A 22218-nucleotide genomic window follows, 5' to 3' on the forward strand; every position below is an offset into this window, starting at 1 on the left:
ATATAACAGGTTTTAACACCTTAAATATCATCGCAATTGAATACTAAATTAGAATAGAAATTCAAGGGCAAAATGAACATTAAGGATTCCGTTTTCGGGTGCTGATAACAAGTTGTTGATTTCTGTAACTAGGTCCAGACTAATGGTTGGGGGATCAGGTTAAGCACCGCTGATAATAGACGGAAAAACTCCGCTTAATTAGTAATTTTAATTAAAAAAAGCTTAAATAGACGGAGGGATTCCGTCTATTTACTCAATAAATCTCAAATTGTGGACTTTAGCTTAGCATAATCGGAAAAACTCCCCTTATTTACCCCGAAACGAACTCCATTCTGCATATAACCGGAAAATCACCGCTTATTTTACTAATACTGGTTACTAGATTAAGAACAATACATCTTAATTAAAAGGGAGTGAACTAGCCATAAATCCCTCTATACATGCGTCCGTCTCGCAAAATCGACAAACCGGAATTTGTCCGGGCGGTGACGGGACTCGGTGTATTGAAATAAACTAGCATTGTCCAAATACACATAGTTTTTGATGACGACAATATTATGAAACCCATCCAAATCAAGAAGCTCCCGGTCTTCGTCTGTTGGTTCCACAACCGTTATTTCCTTTTTGGCAAAACTAATTGCCAGCTGCAGCTCATTTTCCAAATACGCATAAATCGAGTCCTGACATATCTCCTTGGTGAGCTCTGGGACGTATTTACGCGAAATAAAATCCTTGTCCAAGATAATTTTTTCGCCACCCATTTCCCTTGTCCGAACTACCTTCCACACTTGATCTTTGCTTGAAAGCTGAAGTTGCTGTTTGATAAACGAATCCGGTTTTCCAACCGTTAATTCGTGCACATTTGTCTGAGGCTTATTCCCCATTTTCTCTGCAAGTTCCTTAAAACTGACAAGACCTGAAACTGGGAAATCAAATTTATTCACGTCAATCACAATGGAGCCTTTGCCCTTCATCTTTTGAATATACCCATTTTGCGAAAGCAAGTTCAATGCCTTACGAATCGTTTCCCGAGAGGTATTATAGGTGTCTTTTAATTCATGTTCAGAAGGTAATAGACTATTCGCTTTAATGTTACCGCTTTTAATTTCATCTACTAATTCGCTATAGATTGCTAGATACTTGTTGTTCATAAAGAATCCCCAATCGATGTATAAAATATTTTTAATTACTATTTTACCGCATTAACGCAAAAAAGAGGAGAGGAATTTTCCTCCCCTCCCTCCTATATTACTTTTTACCAAATGAAATTTTGCCAACATTCGCTTTTGCGAAAACCACAGTTAAGATAAATGGAACGACAACTGCTACAATCATCGCAACGAAGAACATGAACCAGTGTCCAGCCTGGATAGATAAGATACCTGGAAGTCCACCTACCCCGATTGAGTTAGCCATAACACCGCTGCCCACTGAGATGATCGCTGCAACCATCGAACCAAGCATTGCAGCTAAGAATGGGAAACCATATTTTAAGTTAATACCGAACATCGCGGGCTCCGTTACACCTAGATAACATGAAATACATGCTGGGATGGAAACTTGTTTTTCTTCTTCATTTTTACGGTTAATATAAATCATTGCAAGTACGGCAGAGCCTTGGGCAATGTTTGATAATGCAATCATTGGCCAGAGGTTTGTTCCGTTGAACTCGCTCATCAATTGTAGGTCAATTGCATTTGTCATATGGTGTAAACCAGTGATAACAAGTGGTGCATAGGCAAATCCAAAGATTGCCGCAAATAACCAACCAAATGCTGAAGTTAAGCTAGTGTATACAACATCAGAAATCCAAGAACCAATTGTCCAACCGATTGGTCCAAGAATGGTATGTGCAATTAAAACAGTAGGAACTAATGCAAAAAATGGAACAATGATCATTGAAATCGCATTAGGTGAAATCTTACGTAACCATCGCTCTAGATAAACTAGCACGAAACCTGCTAAAATAGCCGGAATAACCTGTGCCTGGTATCCAATCATTTCAATTTGTGCAAACCCAAAATCCCATACAGGAATTTCATCTGCATTAGCTACTCCGTAAGCGTTCAATAATTGTGGAGAAACAAGCGTAATACCTAAAATAATCCCAAGGATTTGTGAGGTTCCCATCTTACGAGTAATGGACCATGTGATTGCGACCGGTAGGAAGTGGAAGACCGCTTCACCGATTAACCATAGGAACGCATGAACTCCAGCCCAAAACTGAGAAACTTCTACAATCGTTTTTGTACCGTCATCAAGTAATTTAATGTCTCCAATTACATTTCGGAAACCTAAAATTAGACCCCCAACAACAAGGGCCGGAATAATCGGTGTGAAAATATCCGCAAGATGCCCCATCATACGTTGTAGCCAGTTCATATTTTGCTTTGCAGCAACCTTAGCTTCTTCCTTGCTTGTGCCATCAACACCAGCGTGTTTTACGAATTCATTATAAAAAGAAGCAACTTCATTACCAACAATGACTTGGAATTGACCGGCCTGTGTGAATGTTCCTTTAACAAGGCCAATTTCTTCAATTTTTTCTATATCGGCGTTTTTCGGATCATTTAAAACGAAACGCATTCTTGTTGCGCAGTGTGTAACTGCAGCAATATTTTCCTTACCACCAATGTGGTCAAGTAAGTCCTTTGCAGGTTCTGTGTACTTACTCATTGTTTTTCCCCCTAACTAACACAAAATGTCGAATCTTGTATATACATGTCGTGATTACGTTTTCAGTTTAACCTGTATATACAAGTATGTCAATTATTTTTATTCATTAATTTTTAGCTTTTACGAACAAAGGGTTTTTATGCCAAATCATCCTAAGTATAACTTCCCACACACCGTGAAAAATAACCAGTAAACCAAAATGGAAATGGAGTGTAATAATGAAAGCTGTAACATATCAAAATCCATATAAGGTTGAAGTGAAAGAAGTAGAGGATCCGAAAATCATCAAAAAGGATGATGTGATTGTTCGCATCACCTCAACCGCGATTTGTGGCTCTGATCTTCATTTATATCAAGGTAATTTTCCGCTGCCAGATGGGTATGTAATCGGGCATGAACCGATGGGAATTGTCGAGGAAGTAGGTCCCGAAGTCACTCATGTAAAAAAAGGAGATCGAGTTGTTATTCCTTTTACGGTAGCCTGTGGAAAATGCTATTACTGTGAACACGAACTTGAGAGCCAATGTGACAACGCGAATCCACATTATGACTCAGGGGGTTATTTTGGCTACTCTGAAAAATTTGGTGACCACCCAGGAGGACAAGCGGAATACTTAAGAGTTCCATTCGGAAACTTTACTCCTTTTAAAATACCGGAGTCATGCGAATTAGAAGATGAGGCATTGCTTTTCCTCAGTGATGTTCTGCCAACTGCCTATTGGAGTGTATTGAACGCAGGTGTCAAAGAAGGAGACACCGTCATTATCCTTGGCTGTGGGCCTGTCGGCTTGATGGCGCAAAAATTTGCTTGGATGAAAGGGGCAAAACGTGTCATTGCTGTCGACTACATTGGGTATCGAATGGACCATGCAAAAGCGACAAACAAAGTAGAAGTGTTTGATTTTACAAAAAATGATGATATGGGTGAGCATTTAAAGGAAATCACAAGCGGTGGAGCAGACGTAGTCATTGATTGTGTAGGAATGGATGGGAAAAAATCACCGCTTGAATTCATCGAACAAAAGCTAAAGCTTCAAGGTGGAACACTAGGTCCGATTCAAATTTCAACAAAGGCCGTTCGAAAAGGCGGTACTGTGCATCTAACTGGAGTGTACGGTGCGAACTATAATATGTTCCCGCTCGGTGCATTTTTCACCAGAAACATTACCTTAAAAATGGGCCAGGCTCCTGTTGTTCATTTCATGCCGGAGCTCTATAAAAAGATTGTCAACAAGGAATTCGACCCAACGGATATCATTACCCACAAGCTGTCCCTTGATGAAGCCAGCCACGGCTACAAAATCTTTAACGGCCGCGATGATGATTGCATAAAAGTTGTTTTAAAACCATAAAGAAGAATCTCGACAAGTGTTGCACTTGTCGATTTTTTATGGAGACGTTTCTCCTAGTTATCTAGTAAAATGGAAATAACAGGGGGGATCTCAGTGGATAAGAAAAATCTGGAGTTGGCTATTCAACTTCGTCGTGAATTACATATGCATCCTGAATTGTCCTATCAGGAAGTCTGGACGAAACAACATTTAATGGATTTCCTTAAAAAACATACTTCAAACTTAGACATCATCGATAAAGGGAAGTATTTTTATGCGAAATATACGGCTGGAGTGGATAAACCAACTATTGCATTTCGAGCAGATTTTGATGCACTCTCCATTCCAGAAACAATTGACCTGCCGTGGAAATCAAATGTTCCGGGAGTTTCTCATAAATGTGGCCATGATGGGCACTCGGCTACTCTTGCTGGATTTGCACTTGAAGTGGATCAGAAGGGCGCAGATCAAAATATTATCTTTCTTTTTCAGCATGCAGAAGAGACAGGACAAGGTGCCATTGAATGTACCGAAGTAGTGAAAGAAGAAAAAATCGATGAAATGTATGGCTATCATAATATGTCAGGTATTGAGTTTAATGTTGTACATGTGATTGATGGTACAGCCCATTGTGCCTCAAAAGGGATGTCCATTGAAATGATAGGTTCACCTGCCCACGCAAGTCAGCCCGAAAATGGAATAAATCCTTCTTTTGCAATTGCCAGAATCATAGAAGCTTTACCTGTGTTAACCTCACAAGACCAGTACGAAGGACTCGTTCTATGCACGGTTATTCAGGTCGATATTGGTTCGGAAAATTACGGGATTGCAGCCCATGAAGGAGTACTCCGACTAACCATTCGGACAGAAAAAGAAGCGGAATTACATTCACTTCAACAAAGGATAGAAAATATCGCATTAACATTAGGAAAAGAGCATGGGCTAGACGTTCATTTTCACTATCGGGATGAATTCCCTGAAACAGTTAATCATAAGGAATCGGTAGAAAAGGTACGCAAGGTTGGCGTCGACAAAGGATTTCGAATCCATGAACTGACCTCACCCTACCGTGCATCAGAGGACTATGGTCACTATTTAAAGCTTGTAAAAGGGGCCTATTTTTATATTGGAAACGGTGAGAAGCATCCGCCGATCCATACCTACGAATATGATTTTCGTGATGAGATTATTGAAACTGGGGTAGAAATGTTTAAAGGACTTGTGGGGATGGTGTGATATATACTAGATACGTTCAACCAACATCTCTCTTTAATAGAAACCTAGAAGGGAATTGTTCCAACCTTGTAGAATCTTAAGGGAAAAGGGGTGCATTTTTATGAAGAAAATATTACTCGCCATTTATGATTCTTTTTCCGAATTTGAGATAACCGTGGCGACCGCCATGCTGAGAGGGACATATCAGATTGTAACAGTTGCGGATTCGCTAAAGACGATTACTGGTGAATCAGGTTTGCAATTTGTGCCGCATTTGATGTATCAACAGGTAGACCCAAAGGAGTATGAGGCGATTCTTATCCCTGGTGGAGACCTGATCAATATTAAGGATACGGAAGAACTGTTTCAACTCACAAACATTCTTTACCAACAGAATAAATTAACTGCAGCCATTTGCAGCGGTACATATGTATTAGCACGGGCGGGTGTACTTGGGGACAAACCTTATACAGTTACCCTTCACCAAGAGCAGCGTAACTTCCTAGGTTGTTTTGAAGAAGAAAAATTTCGTTATGAACCCGTTGTGAAATCGGGGACTATCATCACTGCACAGGGCCACGCTTATGTTGAATTTGCACTTGCTGTTACGGAACAGCTCGGAGTACTAAACCATCCCGAGTTCACGCGGGAGTTTTATAAGGGACAACGAAATCGGCTGATGGAGGAGTCTGTAAAATGACCGAACAATGGGCATTATGAACCGAGCAAGATTAAACTTCTTTCTCTTATTGTTTCCACCACTTTATCTGATTCATGATATTGAAGAAATTTTGACAGTGGAGCATTTTTTAATTAAAAACTCTACTATCATCCCGTTTCATGTTTCAAAGTTAGAATTTGCAGTTGCTTTTTCTCTACTGTGGATTGTTGCTTCGGTTGGGTGTTTGATGGCTAAGCGTGGCAAGCAATTTCTAGGTATGAATCCAGTAACCTACCTATCATTTTTAGTGCCGGGTATCATTTTGGCAAATGCAATTGGTCATGTTCTACAATTTTTGTTTTTCAAAGATTATGTTCCTGGCATTATCACGTCAGTCTTAGTTCTAATACCCTATTCATTTTTAACGGCAAGGTTTTTAATCACCGAAGAAGTAACCGTAAAAAAACTTGTAACCTATTTTATTATCGGTTTTGTGATTCAAGGGCCACTTGCCTTACTTGCACATATCTTCTCTTCATTTATAGTAGAATTATAAATAAAAAGGGGGAACAGCGATGACAATCGAAATCAAGAATTTTTCAATTGGGTTACCTAAAAAAATGACGTACGGAAAAAATGAGGAAATGATGACCGCGATTCGTAAACAAGCTGTGGAAGAGGCATTTTTAACAAAAGACGGATTTCGTGGGGATGGTGTGGCTGATTTAAAGCACCACGGGGGTCCTGACCGTGCTGTTTGTATCTATCCGTATGAACATTATTCACTGTGGCAAAGTGAATTTTTAGTACAGTTTCCGCTTCCGACTTTCGGTGAGAACTTGACACTTACCAATATGGAAGAAAAAGATGTATGCATCGGGGATATTTTTCAGGTTGGAGATTCGGTTATACAAATTACCCAAGGTCGAATTCCTTGCAGCACCATCACAAAAAAAACCAACAACCCCTATCTTCTAAAAATGATGGTTCAAACGGGTTTTACTGGATACTTGGCGCGTGTTTTAAAAGAAGGCATCGTCCGAAAGGATTCTACCATTTCGTTAGAAGAGCGAAAATCAAACCAAGTCTCCATTCTTGAAGCAAATGAGATTTATTATAAAAGGCCACGGGATATTGAGGGGATACAGAAGATTTTGGCAGTTGAAGAATTGGCTGATGAGTGGAAGGACATGTTAAATGAGCGATTAAGTAGACTGGGTAAACGCCACTAATTTTGCGGAAAAGCTGTAAAAGGGATAATAAGTAAATCCGGGGAGTTGGGATGGGTGAGAAACGTTTATTGTGAAAGATGTTCGGCAGAAATTACAGATAAAAGCAATCTTATTATCACGACGCATTTTGTCTCTATTAAAGCCTATCATGATCATTGTTACTCAAAATCGCTGAAAGGCTGGGAAACGGTATTTGTAGGTAATGAGCCAATAAACGGAACATCAGGAAACATTAAAGCTTTCTTTGGATTAATAGTAGCTATGATTCTATTTTTGGTAGGTGGTCCGTATGCGTTTCTCGGGGCTATTGTCTTATACCTTCCAATAATGAGGTGGTATGCCTGGTACAGTATTGAGCGGCATGTAGAGTAGTGTTTCGGGTGTTAAAGGGGGAAGTTTGATGAAGTACAGAAAGACGATTGTCATCACAGCAATCGTGATGATTGCTGGGTTCATTCTATTAAAAAAAGACCTGTGGGACAAGAATGAGGAATTGCTTCGAAAACAGGTGCTTTCTATTGGTCAAAAAGTTGAGACAATCAATTTAGCTGACGTCACCCCTTTCGAATGGGATACGGTGTATTCTTTCGGACCATACACTTCGAAGGAAGATATCTATGAAACAGTGGGTTATAAATGGGACAACATTCAGGAAACTATGAATGAGGACATGGACCAAATTGTGTTTTTAAATGATGGGAAAGTAGTTTGCTATATCTATGGATACCCCACTAACAAGGGTTATAGCATCTTTTACCTAGGAGAAACTGTTTCTGAGTTTGCATCCGTTTTGAAACTGGAAGATGACCTACAGTTTCAGGTAAAACGCGAAAATGAGGTTGTTTATTTAAAAAAAGAGTAATATTTTTTTGTGATAAGGAACTAGCGCGAGCAGTGTCTCGCGGAACACGGTGAAGAGGGAAACAAGCATAAATCCTCTTCATAGCTTGGATGAAGTCCCGAACGAGTAGTCTGAAAAGCAACCGGTTCTTCATAAGGTCGATGAAGTCCCGAGCGAGCCACCACCTACAAGAAACGGTACTTCATTCAAACTAGTATTCCAATATCAATCATGAAAAAGGTGTACACATGCGAAAATTACTAGAATCACTCTTGTTTTTGCCCACATCCCTAAATAAAAAAAAGCTCCACGCCCAGCTCTCCGGCAAAACAATCCTCATCACTGGGGCAAGTTCGGGCATCGGCAAAGAAGTGGCTTATCTGTTAGCTGACATCAATTGTCATCTAATTCTTGTCGCCAGAAGAGTTGAACTGCTCACGAATATCAAAAATAAAATCGAAAAGCAAACAGCTAAAGTTAGTATTTTTCAAGCGGATCTTCGAGATGAGGAGGAACTTAGCAATTTTCTAGTATTTTTACACAAACAACCAACTTTAGATCTCTTCATCAACAACGCAGGTCTCTCCATCAGGCGGTCCATCTATGAATCTCTTGACAGATATCACGATTTCACACGGACAATGGCGATTAACTACTTTGCGCCCGTAAAAATATTGTTATCCATCATTCCACTGCTAAAAGAAAGCCAAGGACAGATTATCAATGTATCGACCATAAACGCTAGGTTAGCACCTGTTCCATATTTCGCAGCCTACCAGGCATCGAAAACAGCATTTGATGTTTGGTTAAGATCGGTTTCGCCCGAAATAGAAAATATTGAAACAACATCTATTTATCTCCCATTAGTCAGGACACCGATGATAGAACCAACCGCTGGATATCGCAATGTACCAGTAATGTTTCCACAGCATGCAGCAACAATCATCTGTAAAACGATGTACACTCGCAAGAAAAAATACCAACCATGGTGGTTGCTTTTTGGACAGCTAGTATCGATTTTTCGAATGAATTTTGGGGACTTCTCAAAGAAGGGGCAGCAGAAATGAAACTGATTAAACTATTTTATGTTTTATATAAAATAAAATTGCTTACTCCAATCGGGCTGTACAACTTATTAAGCTCTTTTTCAAAATGTGGGGTCAATTTGATGACACTCTTACATTTTGCCGAAAAGAAATACGCTAATCGAATCGCGCTCGTAGATGACCACGAAACTCTTACCTACAAACAGCTTCTAGAACAATCAACGAATCTCGCTCATTCATTAATAGAAAAATCTAAGCTCAAAAGCGGGCAGAAAGTGGGGATACTATGTAGAAATCATGCTTCACTTGTAAAATCGATTTTCGCCGTTTCTCAAGTGGGGGGAGACCTCTATTTATTAAATACTGAAATCAGCAAACAACAGTTTAACGGTTTCGCGGAGCAACACCATTTTGACCTGATCATCTATGATGCCGAATTGAGTCCCATCATCCAGGACTATTCCAAACAGAAGATTTTGAGTTATCATCCTGACCTACCAGCGATTAGTAATTTTCTACAATCAAAACCTAATCCAGATTCACTGCCACGAGCCACAAAAGGCAAACTCGTCCTGCAAACCAGCGGTACAACGGGAATGTCAAAAGACGCGGCACATAAACCGTCCCTTTTTCATTATTTACATCCATTTGTGGCGTTTATTAAACGATTGAAGATTTTAGATTATCAGAGTGCCTATATTGCGACTCCTATCTACCACGGATACGGGATTGCCGTTTTACTTTTATTTATCCCATTAGGGAAAAAGGTTGTGATTACTAGGGGATTCAAGGATAAAAAAGCTTGCGAACTCATTCATCAACATCAAATCGAAGTTGTCACCGTTGTCCCATTGATGCTCCAAAAGATGCTGCAATATAACAAAGAATATTTAAAGTCGCTCAAATGTATCGCATCAGGTGGGGCGAAACTGCCAAGCAAGCTTGTCGAGGTGACAATCCAAAAACTTGGTCCAGTCTTATACAATCTGTACGGAACATCAGAAACCGGATTGAATTTTATCGCCACCCCACAGGACTTAATGTATTCAGCCACAACCAATGGCAAAAAGATAACGGGACTAAACGTCAGTATCTTGGACCACAATAAAAATGAAGTTCCATCAGGCACAATCGGTCAGCTCTGTATGAAGAATGACTGGTCCATTCGAAAGGATACTTGGATTGAAACAGGTGATGTAGGATATCGTGACGAAAACGATTATTATTTTATATGTGGGAGAATGGATGATATGGTTATTTCAGGCGGGGAAAATGTTTACCCTATCGAAGTGGAGCAAGTATTAATCCAACACCCGCAAATTCTCGACGTCGCAATTATCGGAACAGACGATGAACAATTTGGACATCGCTTACTAGCATTCATCGTTCTGGAAGAAGACGAAAGCCTAACAGAAGAAGAATTATTGGGGTGGCTTCGCCAAAGGATAGCTAGGTACCAGCTTCCGAAAAAAGTCACTATTGTTGATCAATTACCCTACACGCCTCTTGGCAAATTGGATAAAAAACAGCTAAAATTGACAGTGCCTTTCGAATGTTAGGGTTTATCTTCCACTGGTAAAGGTTCTGATTACAGTTATCATTTTGACACCCCAATTGACATATAAAAAAGCAAAACTCGCTCAAAAAATTGGCGAGTTTTCTTTATCCTTAATCCCAAATAGTAATACCTATAAAAAATAGTACGATTACAATGAATAATGCCCAAAATAACTGTCCACCAATTAATTTTCACTTTTGTTAGTAACCGGTCAATGATAAAAAAGGAGATGGCAGAAGAAAGGCTAAAAAGTTGGAACACTGAACCGAATAAACAATGCAATAGAAAAGAACTTATTTCTCGAGAGCGAGTCGTCGTAAACATCTTTTTACTCATCCAATCGCTACATATCGAAGTAATAACCCCATATGAAACAACAATCATTAAGTTTAAATAATATATGTTAGCAAATGCATTCAGTTGAAAGCCACCTGGTATAGAAAAAATGAATGCAAAGAGCAAGCTACTAATGATGGCCGCTAAAATTTTTCTTTTTATTGTAGTAGACATTTGCCTCTCCTTATTCAATAAAGGATTTTTTGCTGCTAGCAGTTTGATTCGGCATAATTACTAGTCTGGTCAGATAGTTTTTATGAAAGCGAAGTATCTAAGAAGTTCATTTTCCGAAATTGTAATACTATCCGTCAAATCTTTCGTTCTCAAGACGTACTCCTTAACCCCAATAAATTCAGATTCCGCAATTAGGTAGAACGGTGTTCCTTTTTTATATCCCCTAAACGGCGCTTTTAGTGTATATAATTTCATAGAATAACCTGCCTGATTTAAAGATAGTTCAATTATATCTTGATTTATTACTTAAACAACAGAATTATCAACGAAAGGCTTTTAGAGAAGAGTTTAAACTAATGGTAATCAAGCAGGATTAGTTTTACTTTTGTTGAAGTAAGTAAGTTTACGGGGGAAAAATTCATGGGGGGGATACGATATGACTGCTAAAATAATCTTTGCATCAAATAAATTAGGTGAAGTACATGATGAGCAACTACAGTTCATGCTTGATAAATATAATCTAGGCAAACTCATTTCATCGCATAAAACAGCCTTTGGAGCAATGGGTCAAACGATGTTTGTCTCATCATCTGAAGGGGATTTTGTTTTAAAAGGAAACCCACTTTATACGGGCCAGTTAGTGGAGGAAAAGTTCTTTATTGAAAATATTTATAAGCGAACGAATGTTACTGTTCCAATACCGTATATAATCGATGATTCTGTAGAAATTTTTGGTTGGAATTATTCACTTATGCCACGTCTTAAAGGTGAACATATAAATTCAGAAAAATTGAAAGCTAAGCTAAATGTGGAAGATAAGTTTAAGATTGCGGAATCAATTGCTAAAACTTTATCTTCATTTCATAGTTGGAAAGTAACTGATTTTGGTGAACTGGATACTAATACGTTTGAAATAGTACCTTTTAAGGATTCCTATACTAAATGGCTTTTCATGAGAATAAAGTTTTGGGTAGAGGACGCCAAGAAGTATTGGGAAATAACTGATAAAGATGTCAATTGGGTTGAATCTTTATTAGAACAATCCGAAGGTGATTTTATTCAACTTTCGTCACCATCTTTTGTTATGGGAGATTTTAAACCAGGGAACTTTTTGGTCGATCAAGTGGAGCATGGCTGGGAGGTAAGTGGAGTATTTGATTTTACAAATTCGTATTTTGCAGACCCTGTTTCTGATTTAATAAAAATGATTACCTATTATTTAGATGACAATGAAGAAGAAATTGCAAAGCATTTACTGAATGCTTATTGTAGTGAATTGGTAGAAAAAGATGGAATAAAAAAACGTTTAAAGGTACATATGCTTCATCAACGAGTATTAGATTGGGGAAGTGCCAAAGCAACAAATATGGTTACTTGGGATAATAACCTACCATTTTATAAATGGGTAGAATCATACACGGATTCAGTTGAAAGGCTGTTGGAGTGAAAAACTTGGATAATAAATCCAAGTTTTTTTTGTTATTCATTTTGCTGATTCACTATAACATAAGAAAAACTTCACCCGTGACAAATAAAGACCTCATAAACTCCTTCCCCACCCTATAATCCAAAAGTACTAAAAAAGTACTATTTTTCCTAAATGATACATGAAAAAGTATGCATGACACAAAATACCCAATTGAAGGAGGGAGAAGGATGCCGTCATTTTTTAAAAAGAATGAAAGACCTCAACAAGAAGTCTCCTTACCTAATAATCAAGTCCTAGAGTCAAAGCAGATGAATATAAGCAGTGACATTAAACAAACAGTAGAAGAGTTTAAACAAATTTTCGATAAGGATCTTGATTTTTCAACGAGAAGGTTTCATTTATTTGGTGAAACCTTATCTGTCGTTCTTTATATGAGTAGTTTAGTTGATCAAGAAAAAGTGGATAGAGATATGATTAAGCCGCTTCAAGAGCATAGACTATGTAATCAATCCGAATTAAGCTCAAAAAGTCTCACGTCTATCCTCCTTAAAGATGTTCTTTATCATTGTTCAGGAACATCTGAGTCAGGAATGTCAGCTTTACTGTCAGGTTTATTGAGAGGGAAGTGTGTCGTTTTAATAGATGGTTCCGAACATGCTCTCCTTCTTGATGCATTCAAGCCTGAAAAGAGGGGGCTCGCGCAACCTGAGACAGAAAGAGTGGTTCGAGGTCCACGAGATGGGTTTATAGAACAAATCATGACGAATGTATCTCTATTACGTTATCGTTTACCTGTTCCTGAGTTTAGAGTAGAGCACATGGAGGTTGGTAGGCGTACAAAAACTAGAGTGGGAATTTGTTATATGGAGGGTATTGTCAATCAAGAGTTATTGAATGAGGTGAAAAAGCGTTTAGATCGGATCGATATCGACCGGATACTGGATGCTGGATATATTGAGCAGTTTATTGAGGATAATCCTCGATCGCCATTTCCACAGGTTCAAAATACGGAACGGCCAGATAAAGCAGTAGGTAATTTACTAGAAGGTAGAATCGTACTGTTAGTAGATGGTTCCCCGTTTGTATTGGTTGTACCTGCCATTTTTAATCAGTTTTATCAAACGAGTGAGGATTATAATGAGAGGTTCTTGATCACGAGTGCAGTTCGCTTGATCCGTTTTATGTCTCTCATCTTTTCATTAACGTTTTCGTCCTTTTATGTAACAGTTCTTTCCTATCATCCAGAGATGATTCCAGCGAAATTTGTTGTTGCTGCCTCAAGTGGTCGTGCTGGGGTCCCCTTCCCAGCGTTTATTGAAGTGCTGTTGATGGAGGTGGCGATGGAAATATTACGTGAAGCAACCGTCCGAATGCCTCAACAGGTAGGTGGGGCGCTCTCTATTGTTGGGGTGCTTGTTATAGGGCAAGCGGCTGTATTAGCTGGATTCGTTAGTCCAATAACAGTTGTAATTATTGCACTATCAACGATTGGGTCATTCGCAACACCTTCGTATAATGCAGCAACAGCTTTTCGGATGCTGCGTTTCCCCTTAATCATTCTGGCTGGAACCTTTGGATTACTTGGTTTAGCGTTTGGGGTTATTTTCATCCTCAATCATATGCTATCATTACGTTCCTTTGGTCTTCCGTATATGGCACCTGTTGCCCCAGGGAATTTTACGGGCATGAAAGATTCATTCATTCGCGCTCCACTTCGATGGTTAAAGAATCGGCCAGCAGAGATAAAGCCACAGGATGTAAAAAGGATGGAGCCTAAAGAAGAAAGGATTCCAAAGTCGTCATTGAATGGTCAAGAGGATGGTGATTCCAATGGATAAGCAAGGAGATAAAATTACAGCGGTACAATTGGCATTCATTGTAATTAGTTCTATCCTTGGTGTTGCAATGCTCGCCTTTCCGAGATTTGTGGTCAAGGGGGCGGGGATAGGAGCTCCATTTGCAAGCATAATTGGAGTTGGAATTACTTTCATTGGTCTTTTAGCAATTGTATATTTGGGAAAAATATTTCCAAAGCATACCCTCATTACATACAACGAAATAATCTTAGGAAAATTTATTGGCCGTATTTTTAGTATCATGATCATTCTATTTTTTACGATAAACATGGGCCTTGAAACACGACAATTTGCTGAAGTAGTAAAAGGCGCACTTCTACCTACTACACCAATTCAAATTGCCATTTTTATGATGATTTTCTTATGTGCAACAACTGGGTTTCAAAATGTTTCAACCTTTGCCTATATCCATTTTTTCTATATGCCGTTGATCATTTTTCCATTCGCACTTGTCTTACTTCCAGCCTTTGGAGACATTGAGGTGTATCACATTACTCCATTTTTGGGTAACGACCCAACTTGGAGAGAATTTTTAAAAGGAAGTATTGCGGTTACCCAGTCGATGTTAAGCTTTTTCATTATAACAATGGTCATCCCCTATATGAAACAACCAGAAAAATGTCTGAAAGGTGGAGTCTGGGGACTTCTGATAGCCGGTTTTATTGTCATTTTTATTGTGTTCATGACAGTTGGTGTATTTGGAGATGAGGATATTCTTCAAATGATTTGGCCAACATTAGTTCTAGGTAAAATGATTACTGTTCCTGGTGAAATTTTAGCAAGGGTGGATGCTATTTTGGTTATTTCCTGGATATATGGTGTTTTTACGACACTTCTATCCTATTATTTTATAATTGTTCGAGGAATAGGGGAACTTTTTCGCTACTACAATTACCGGGTGATCGCACTAGCAGGTTTTCCGGTTGTTTTTTGTATCGCCATTTTTCCACAAAATATTTATCATATGTATGATTATATATTGCTAGTAACAATGTATGGCCTCCTGTTAACGATTGTATATCCTGTGATCCTTTTAGGGATTGCGAAGCTGCGTAAAAAAGGAGGAGTTTCAGTATGAAAATAATACGAGTTTTTATGATCCTTCTTATATTTATTCTTTTTTTAACAGGATGCTGGGACAGGTACGAACTGGAGGACCGTGCAAATATACTGGCACTTGCAATTGATATTGCTGAGGGGAATGATAAAGCAGAGGTAACACATCTTAACGGAGACTTTCCTGAAGGGAAAAAAGATATTTTATATAAGGTTACTGCCCAAATCGCATTACCTGGAAAAATCAAGCTTGGCCCTGAAGGTGGTGGAGGGCAAGGGTCTGAGAAAACAGTGTGGTTATTAGACACATTTGGTCATACGATAAAGGATGCCATGTCCAACCTCCAGCAACAGCTTGCTGAAAAGTTATATCTTGGGCATCTACAGATTATTGTGGTATCCGATGAAGTTGCGAAGAAGGGGATTAAGGATATAAGTGAATTTTTAAAGCGTGATAACGAAGTCCGAAGAACAGCCTGGATGGCTATTAATAAAAAAGATGCAGCAAAAGTTTTGAGAACAGCGCCACCACTTGAAACAGTACCAGCACTTTATCTAGCAGATACATTAGATAATGCGGTACGTTTTGGAAAGCTACCAAGGGAATATCTCGGGAACTTTTGGATAGATGTTTTAGATAAAGGGATTGACCCAGTATTGCCGGGGGTAAAAGTTATTAACAATGATCGAATTATGGTTGATGGAATCGCTTATTTTCGAGGTGAAAAAATGGTTGGCCTAACATCCCCGATTGAAATAGGTGCCTTTATGGATATGAAAGAGAAAGCCTCCGGCGGTTATCCTTTAAGTATTTCGTTAGATGATCAGAGTGTTTACATGATTCAAACTCAACAACGAAACTCAAAAATAAAAGTCGATGTAAAAAACGGAATACCAAGAGCAACAATTCATGTAGAAATAGATGCGATTCTTGAGGAAGCCATTGACGTTACCTTAAGTGGCGACAAAATGAGGCAAATCGAAAAAGCAGCCAATAAAAAAATGGATGAAGTCAGCAGTGAATTAATCAAGGAGCTTCAGGAGCACGGGTCAGACATCCTTGGTCTAGGCGCTAGAGTCAGAGCCAAATTCGGAACGTATTGGGACGAGGAAGTAAAAACCGATGAAAAGTGGTCTGAAATTTACAAAGACATGGATATTAAAGTGACTTTTGACTATACAATCCGGCGGACTGGGATGAATTGGGAGTAGGGGGCAGTTTCGCTGACAAGAAGGAAGGTGCGAACATCGAAGAAGGATAGCGCACCTTTTTTTAAAGAAGGGGGGATTACCTACTCTCATATGGACATTTTCAAATAAGCTATGATATTAAGCCTAAAATTGCAGCTAGTAAAGCAAAACAAACAAACATGAGCCCTACAATTATTAATCTAAAACGTTTTTTATACCGTGCTGATTTAGTGGCTAAAAACGTTAATTTAGAAAATCCAAATTTATAGATAGATTCAGATAATATTACTAAAATAATAAAAATCATAATTTCAAACAACACAGATATGCACCTCAATATGATAATAAATAACTATACATTCGAAGTATTGAAATTACTAACAAATATAGTTTTAAACTACTAATTAATTGATAGGGTGCTTATCTTCAAAGAAGGAAAAGTACCCTTTTTTGTAGAAGTTATTAATCTTGTTTAAAAGTACCTTTTTAAGGAGGTTATTATGGTAAATAGTTCACCCAATTGGTTCGATTTTATAGCTGTAGTGTTTATTATATTAAGTTTTTATTTTACTCTCACTTTCTTTCAATATCTTAAAAGTGATGACGAGAGAGTAATCAAACAATCAAAATATGCGGCAGTGATTTGTTTAGCAATTGCACTAATCATAATTTTGGGTTTTGTGAATTAAAATTTTTAGAGGGGGATTTTCGGTGGAGAACGCCATCCTTAATTAATGATGATTTATTAGAAATGCTAGATGACTTTTTACGTGAGCCGAAGCATTTTTGGGAACAGTTTTATGAAGACCGAACAAACATAAGGTTCTACTAGAGAAAATACCATTCATTGTATTGGATTTACACAAAAAAGCGCAGGAGGATTAATAAATGGACAATCCAGTTATATCCACTGAAAGGTTATTATTAAGAAGAATGACTAAAGATGATACTAGAAATTTATTGGAAATTTTTTCAGACCCTGTAGCAATGAGGTATTATCCTTCAACCAAAAACGAAAGTGAAACAATGGAATGGATCAAATGGACCCAAAAAAATTATGATGAATATGGGGTAGGTTTGTGGATTGTAGAAGATAAAGGTAATGGAGAATTTCTTGGACAATGCGGAATTGTACCTCAAGAAGTGGATGGTGTAATGGAGATGGAGATAGGTTATTTATTTGTTCGTCGTGCTTGGGGGAAAGGATATGCAACAGAAGCAGCTTTAGCTTGTAAGGACTATGGGTTTGAACAATTAAAATTAAGCAGGATGGTCTCATTGCCCGATGTAAACAATATTCCTTCAACTAAAGTAGCAGAACGAATTGGTATGCAGGTGAAGAAAACGATAAAAAAATGGGGAAAAGAAGTGTATGTTTACTCCGTGTCTATATAAAATCAATGATTAAATTGAAGCTTGTGGAGAATTATATTTAAACTTTCAAGGGCTTTAGTCAAGTAGGGGCTGTCCATAAGTCAAATTTGACACTGGTACAGCCCCGGTTTGTTTTATTTATTCCGTTCGTTTGTGTTATTTAGGTTAGGATTATTTAACCTTATTAGCTTCAAATTTCACCGTTTTCCTGCTCCCAATTAGATACAATAACAAAATAATAATCATAAAAGCTGCTGAATAACTAAAAGTCATGCCATACCCAACACTTTTAGCTAAGAATCCAAGACCTACTGATCCAATAGCTAGACCAAAGTCGATAAAAATAAGTAGCATTGAATTGGCCGTTGCTTTTTTCTCAGGTGGTACAAGAGTTAATGCCCAAGCTTGGAAAATAGGATGGATGATGGCATATGCGATTCCAAATAATACCCCTGAAACCCAAACCATCCACATAGTAGTGGAAAAGCCTAATAAGATTAAACCTCCAGCCCCTGAAATGGCGGCTGGAATAATAAGGATTCTGTGGCCGAATCTATCGAAAATTTTACCTGAGAAAGATCGAAATAATACCATTGCAATCCCTTGTGCGATAAAAAACTGCGAAATCTTTCCGCCGACATTAATCTCTTTTCCAAACGCCCCCATAAAATTGACTGTCCCCGCAATTGTAATATAATTTAATGCTACCAGAATACATGGAAGAAGGACACGCTTATCGAACATGTACTTATAGAAAGGTTCTTTGTTTGTCTCCTTTGGACTTTCCTTTTCTTTTATAACGGTATTTTTTGTGAATAAACTGCACACAAATGAAAAAGACATAAGACCAAGAGTTAACATCATCATGGACTGGAATGAAAACTTTGCAAGATAAGATATTGCAATTAGTGGTCCCATTGTCGTCCCAACGCTTGTAGACATTGCGAAAAATACTATACCCTCACCTAACCGAGATTTAGGAACAATATTACTTGACATCGTAAAGACTAAAATCGTAAGCATACTAAATCCAATACCTTGAAGTGCTCTAATGAATATTAAAAATCCGATCGAGTCGTTTACAAAAGTAAGACCGATTGTCCCCAAAAAATAAAGGAGGGAAATAATAAGGAGCAATTTCATATTTACTTTTTGGATAATGACACTTGCAAAGAAGCGCGTAATTAGTGATGCTACCATTAAGGTGGTGGTCATGGTTCCTGCAATTGCGGGATTATCACTAATAGTTGATACGAAAATTGGGAAACCTGCTGTAATCATATAAAAAGAAGCGAACATCACTAAAGACAATAAAATAATAATTACATATTGGTTTGTCCATAGTTTACCTTTTTTTTTACCCATTGTATAAGACCGCCTTTCGAGGCTATTTCTAAATATGGTGATGATTTATACGTGAAGATTGCTTTTTCATTCATGATAAAATTATTCTTCTCTTATTTTTAAAAAGATATTTAGTTTATTTCCAAAAAAAGCAATTAATAATAAAATATCCTTTATAACAGATTCTATTGACTTAAATAAATGGGGGTGATTTGATTGAAAATAGGTGTCATCAGACCAATCGTTATTTGTGTATTTAAGAAAAACGATTCGATCCTTGTAGCTGAGGGGTATGACTCCGTAAGAAAGGATTACTATTATCGACCAATCGGTGGAGGAATTGAATTTGGAGAATCAAGCTCAGAAGCCTTAGTTCGCGAAATCCAAGAAGAAATAAAGGCAGACATAACTGACATCAATTATCTGGGAACACTTGAAAACATATTTACATACAACGGTGATACGGGGCATGAAATGGTTGTGGTATATGATGCAGCATTCGTTAATAAGTCCTTCTATCAAACTGATTTCTTTGAGGGCATAGAAGACAATGGAACAATAATAAAGATCTATTGGAAGCCTTTAAGTGATTTTCAAAATGGTAAGCTGCGTCTTGTTCCTGAAAGTTTATTAAGACTTATTAGTGTTACTCCATAAAAAGTTTTTAGAGCATATTGGAGGAGAAAATGAGCAATCACAAATTTGATGAATTTATTAAAATTACAAAAAAACTAAATGTTATTGATATTATTCCATTGTTAATGGGTTCAGTTGGTTTAGAGATTATTACAGGAAGGAGTTGGGATGCTCAAGACTTAGATATTCATGTGCCTGGTGATGAAAGAGGATGGGAAGTGCCACCCGAATTGTCTATACATAACTGGTCTGAGATAATGAACATCATGGAGACAATGGGATATAACTTAATAGATTTGCATGAACATGAGTTTTCTAAAGGAGGATTATCAGTTGAATTTGGTATTATCGACACTTTACCAAATTTTGCGGGGGTAAAAATAGAGGATTTAGAAATACATCAGTTTAGAGACGTGAAGTATTATTTACCGAATGTTGAACAATATATAAGTATCTACGAAGCTTCTGCTGAAGACAGTTATCGAGCAGATAAAAATAATAAAAAAGATAGTAGAAAAATAGAATTCTTAAAAAATATGAAACTAGGTTAAAATACGATAAACAAGAGATAACGTATGCATTTAGTACTTAAGTGAATGCAAAAAAAAAGGACAGAACCCCTATTAAAAGATCTGTCCTTTTGCTTGTTTTATTCCTTAGCTAACATTGGTTCTCCATGTTTCGGGCCTTTCAAATTGTATAAAGGTAGGATAACGAGCATACCGAATACAAATAAAAAGGCTGCCAATTCAAACATAACAACAATTGAAAATGTCTCCTTTAAAACACCTGCAATGCTCATTGTTAATACCATGGATCCTGTAAACAAAGGACTAAGTGTACCGTTCACTCGACCAATAAATTCAGCCTTTGTATTTTGAAGGATCATCGTATTAATCCCAATTTGAATACAAGGGAAGAATAGTCCGTTAAAGAATTGGGCTCCTAGTGTAATTGGCAAGCTGGATGAAAAGCCAACGACTCCCATTCCAATAGCATTTGCTAACATACCAATCATTAATAATCTTTGTGGTGGAACTGCTTTGGAAAACATAACAGAAACCGCACCACCTACAATCATACCGATTCCGTTAGCCATTAACAGCCATTGTAAATTTTCCTTTGGTAATACTAATTGCTCTGTCACAAGAAAGATTGTTAACGGTTGAATTAATCCTATTGCTAGCCCGGCTGCCATAAAACAAAGCCCGAGCAGCTTTAGTTCCTTTTTGGAAAGGACATACTGAATTCCACTTTTCATTTCTTCAAGCAAAGTAGACCCCTTCTTTTCCTTTTCCATGGAATGGTCAGCGGGAATAAATGCGAGCATAGCAGCTGAAAGTAAGAACGCGACTCCGGTTATTCCGATAGACACATCGATCCCAAATTGCTGGAAGACAAAAGTTCCAAGTACTGGTCCAAAAACCATGAACACTGCAAAAATTGTTTGGTAAATAGACATTGCTTGTTGGATGAGTTCCTCGTTTAAATGCATTTTGAATAATTTCATCCCGGAAGGCTGGGAAAATTGTGATAAAATAGCCGAAATTAGAGTGGCAAAAAAGATGATTTTCCACGAACCAATTACAAGGGTGATTAAAACGGCAAACACTGAAACGGCACTTAAAATATCACACCAAATCATTGTTCTTTTTGGCCGCCAGCGATCAGCAAAGGTTCCGCCAATAAAGGAGAAGATAAAAATTGGTGCAAACTCTGCAACTGAAATCATTGATACGGCAAAGGCATCTCCATCTGTTTTTTCCATTACGAATAAAAGAACGGCAAAATTCCGAATCCAGATCCCGACTTGGAGAAATAGGGCGGAAAGGAAAATGGCTTGAACAAAGCGATTTTTAAATAATGTTGACATCATATTCCTCATTTCTGAATGTAAATTTCAACTCAGGTATTTATTCATTAGACATGATAAACGTCTGTGTAACACATAAAATCACACAAAAATTCCCATCCGCCATATTTGGATGGGAATCCTAAAAAACCACAGGAAAAGACATAGCACACACATGTACTATTGCAACGATCTTCTTTTACCTATAAAAATATACACTAATCCCATTCAAATATGACTTCGTATTTTACGAATGTACGTATGAAACCGGGATTAGTAGATCATCGCCCTATGGTCACCCTTTCGTATAGTAGTGTAAATATCTTACCTCATGATTATAAGGAATATCAAGCGATTATTTTGTCGCTTTGTGTCATGTGATTTTCTAACCGGAAATGTACATATACTGG

Annotated in this window: 21 protein-coding genes; 16 read left to right on the forward strand and 5 right to left on the reverse strand. The window is 37.8% G+C overall.

Annotated features, from left to right (window positions below; all coding sequences use genetic code 11):
* Positions 1–434 precede the first annotated feature (434 nt).
* Together treR and treP are read right to left on the reverse strand one after the other, a co-directional pair.
* Positions 435–1151, reverse strand: a complete 717-nt coding sequence (gene treR, locus V7138_RS10540; RefSeq protein ID WP_335396813.1) for a trehalose operon repressor — start codon at positions 1149–1151, stop codon at positions 435–437.
* A 97-nt stretch (positions 1152–1248) separates the two neighbouring features.
* Complete coding sequence (gene treP, locus V7138_RS10545) at positions 1249–2676, reverse strand: PTS system trehalose-specific EIIBC component (RefSeq protein ID WP_335396815.1); 1428 nt, start codon at positions 2674–2676, stop codon at positions 1249–1251.
* Between the two features lie 218 nt (positions 2677–2894).
* Here treP and V7138_RS10550 point away from each other — a divergent pair, with 218 nt between their 5' ends.
* From V7138_RS10550 to V7138_RS10590, 9 genes are all read left to right on the forward strand, one after another.
* On the forward strand, positions 2895–4028 hold the full coding sequence (locus V7138_RS10550; protein WP_335396817.1) for a zinc-dependent alcohol dehydrogenase: 1134 nt from the start codon (positions 2895–2897) through the stop codon (positions 4026–4028).
* 93 nt (positions 4029–4121) lie between these two features.
* Positions 4122–5243, forward strand: coding sequence for a M20 metallopeptidase family protein (locus tag V7138_RS10555; protein WP_335396818.1), 1122 nt, complete (start codon positions 4122–4124; stop codon positions 5241–5243).
* A 100-nt stretch (positions 5244–5343) separates the two neighbouring features.
* On the forward strand, positions 5344–5922 hold the full coding sequence (locus tag V7138_RS10560) for a DJ-1/PfpI family protein (protein WP_335396819.1): 579 nt from the start codon (positions 5344–5346) through the stop codon (positions 5920–5922).
* Between the two features lie 7 nt (positions 5923–5929).
* The gene (locus tag V7138_RS10565) at positions 5930–6439 is read left to right on the forward strand and encodes an HXXEE domain-containing protein (RefSeq protein ID WP_335396821.1); all 510 of its coding nucleotides are present in this window, start codon (positions 5930–5932) and stop codon (positions 6437–6439) included.
* A gap of 19 nt (positions 6440–6458) precedes the next feature.
* Complete coding sequence (locus V7138_RS10570; protein WP_335396823.1) at positions 6459–7115, forward strand: MOSC domain-containing protein; 657 nt, start codon at positions 6459–6461, stop codon at positions 7113–7115.
* A 54-nt stretch (positions 7116–7169) separates the two neighbouring features.
* On the forward strand, positions 7170–7487 hold the full coding sequence (locus V7138_RS10575) for a hypothetical protein (protein ID WP_335396824.1): 318 nt from the start codon (positions 7170–7172) through the stop codon (positions 7485–7487).
* 28 nt (positions 7488–7515) lie between these two features.
* The gene (locus V7138_RS10580) at positions 7516–7977 is read left to right on the forward strand and encodes a hypothetical protein (protein ID WP_335396826.1); all 462 of its coding nucleotides are present in this window, start codon (positions 7516–7518) and stop codon (positions 7975–7977) included.
* Positions 7978–8204: 227 nt separating this feature from the next.
* A complete protein-coding gene (locus V7138_RS10585) occupies positions 8205–9023 on the forward strand; it encodes an SDR family NAD(P)-dependent oxidoreductase (protein WP_335396827.1) in 819 nt (272 codons plus the stop codon).
* A complete protein-coding gene (locus tag V7138_RS10590; RefSeq protein ID WP_335396829.1) occupies positions 9020–10561 on the forward strand; it encodes an AMP-binding protein in 1542 nt (513 codons plus the stop codon). The genes V7138_RS10585 and V7138_RS10590 overlap by 4 nt, the downstream gene beginning before the upstream one ends.
* Positions 10562–10599: 38 nt before the next feature.
* Here the strand turns inward: V7138_RS10590 and V7138_RS10595 are convergent, their stop codons facing one another.
* Positions 10600–11070: a hypothetical protein gene (locus tag V7138_RS10595; RefSeq protein ID WP_335396832.1), complete on the reverse strand. Its 471-nt coding sequence runs from the start codon at positions 11068–11070 to the stop codon at positions 10600–10602.
* Positions 11071–11506: 436 nt separating this feature from the next.
* Between V7138_RS10595 and V7138_RS10600 the strand changes: the two genes are divergently transcribed.
* The 5 genes from V7138_RS10600 (at position 11507) to V7138_RS10620 (ending at position 17997) form a co-directional block, all read left to right on the forward strand.
* Positions 11507–12517, forward strand: coding sequence for a phosphotransferase family protein (locus V7138_RS10600; protein WP_335396835.1), 1011 nt, complete (start codon positions 11507–11509; stop codon positions 12515–12517).
* Positions 12518–12726: 209 nt separating this feature from the next.
* Positions 12727–14337, forward strand: a complete 1611-nt coding sequence (locus V7138_RS10605) for a spore germination protein (RefSeq protein ID WP_335396836.1) — start codon at positions 12727–12729, stop codon at positions 14335–14337.
* Entirely contained in the window at positions 14330–15433 is a 1104-nt protein-coding gene (locus tag V7138_RS10610) for a GerAB/ArcD/ProY family transporter (RefSeq protein ID WP_335396837.1), read from the forward strand. Before V7138_RS10605 ends, V7138_RS10610 begins: the two co-directional genes overlap by 8 nt.
* Positions 15430–16623: a Ger(x)C family spore germination protein gene (locus tag V7138_RS10615; protein WP_335396839.1), complete on the forward strand. Its 1194-nt coding sequence runs from the start codon at positions 15430–15432 to the stop codon at positions 16621–16623. The genes V7138_RS10610 and V7138_RS10615 overlap by 4 nt, the downstream gene beginning before the upstream one ends.
* An 867-nt stretch (positions 16624–17490) precedes the next feature.
* Positions 17491–17997, forward strand: coding sequence for a GNAT family N-acetyltransferase (locus V7138_RS10620; RefSeq protein WP_335396840.1), 507 nt, complete (start codon positions 17491–17493; stop codon positions 17995–17997).
* A gap of 150 nt (positions 17998–18147) precedes the next feature.
* On the opposite strand, the gene V7138_RS10625 is transcribed toward V7138_RS10620, so the two are convergent.
* Positions 18148–19341, reverse strand: a complete 1194-nt coding sequence (locus tag V7138_RS10625; protein ID WP_335396842.1) for an MFS transporter — start codon at positions 19339–19341, stop codon at positions 18148–18150.
* Between the two features lie 195 nt (positions 19342–19536).
* Here V7138_RS10625 and V7138_RS10630 point away from each other — a divergent pair, with 195 nt between their 5' ends.
* A complete protein-coding gene (locus V7138_RS10630; RefSeq protein ID WP_335396844.1) occupies positions 19537–19977 on the forward strand; it encodes an NUDIX hydrolase in 441 nt (146 codons plus the stop codon).
* Positions 19978–20006: 29 nt separating this feature from the next.
* Complete coding sequence (locus V7138_RS10635; protein ID WP_335396846.1) at positions 20007–20507, forward strand: phosphoribosylanthranilate isomerase; 501 nt, start codon at positions 20007–20009, stop codon at positions 20505–20507.
* Positions 20508–20605: 98 nt separating this feature from the next.
* Here the strand turns inward: V7138_RS10635 and V7138_RS10640 are convergent, their stop codons facing one another.
* Entirely contained in the window at positions 20606–21829 is a 1224-nt protein-coding gene (locus V7138_RS10640) for an MFS transporter (protein ID WP_438824341.1), read from the reverse strand.
* Positions 21830–22218: the final 389 nt, after the last annotated feature.

This window comes from Bacillus sp. JJ1533, assembly GCF_036965045.1.
Lineage (GTDB): Bacteria > Bacillota > Bacilli > Bacillales > Bacillaceae_L > Ferdinandcohnia.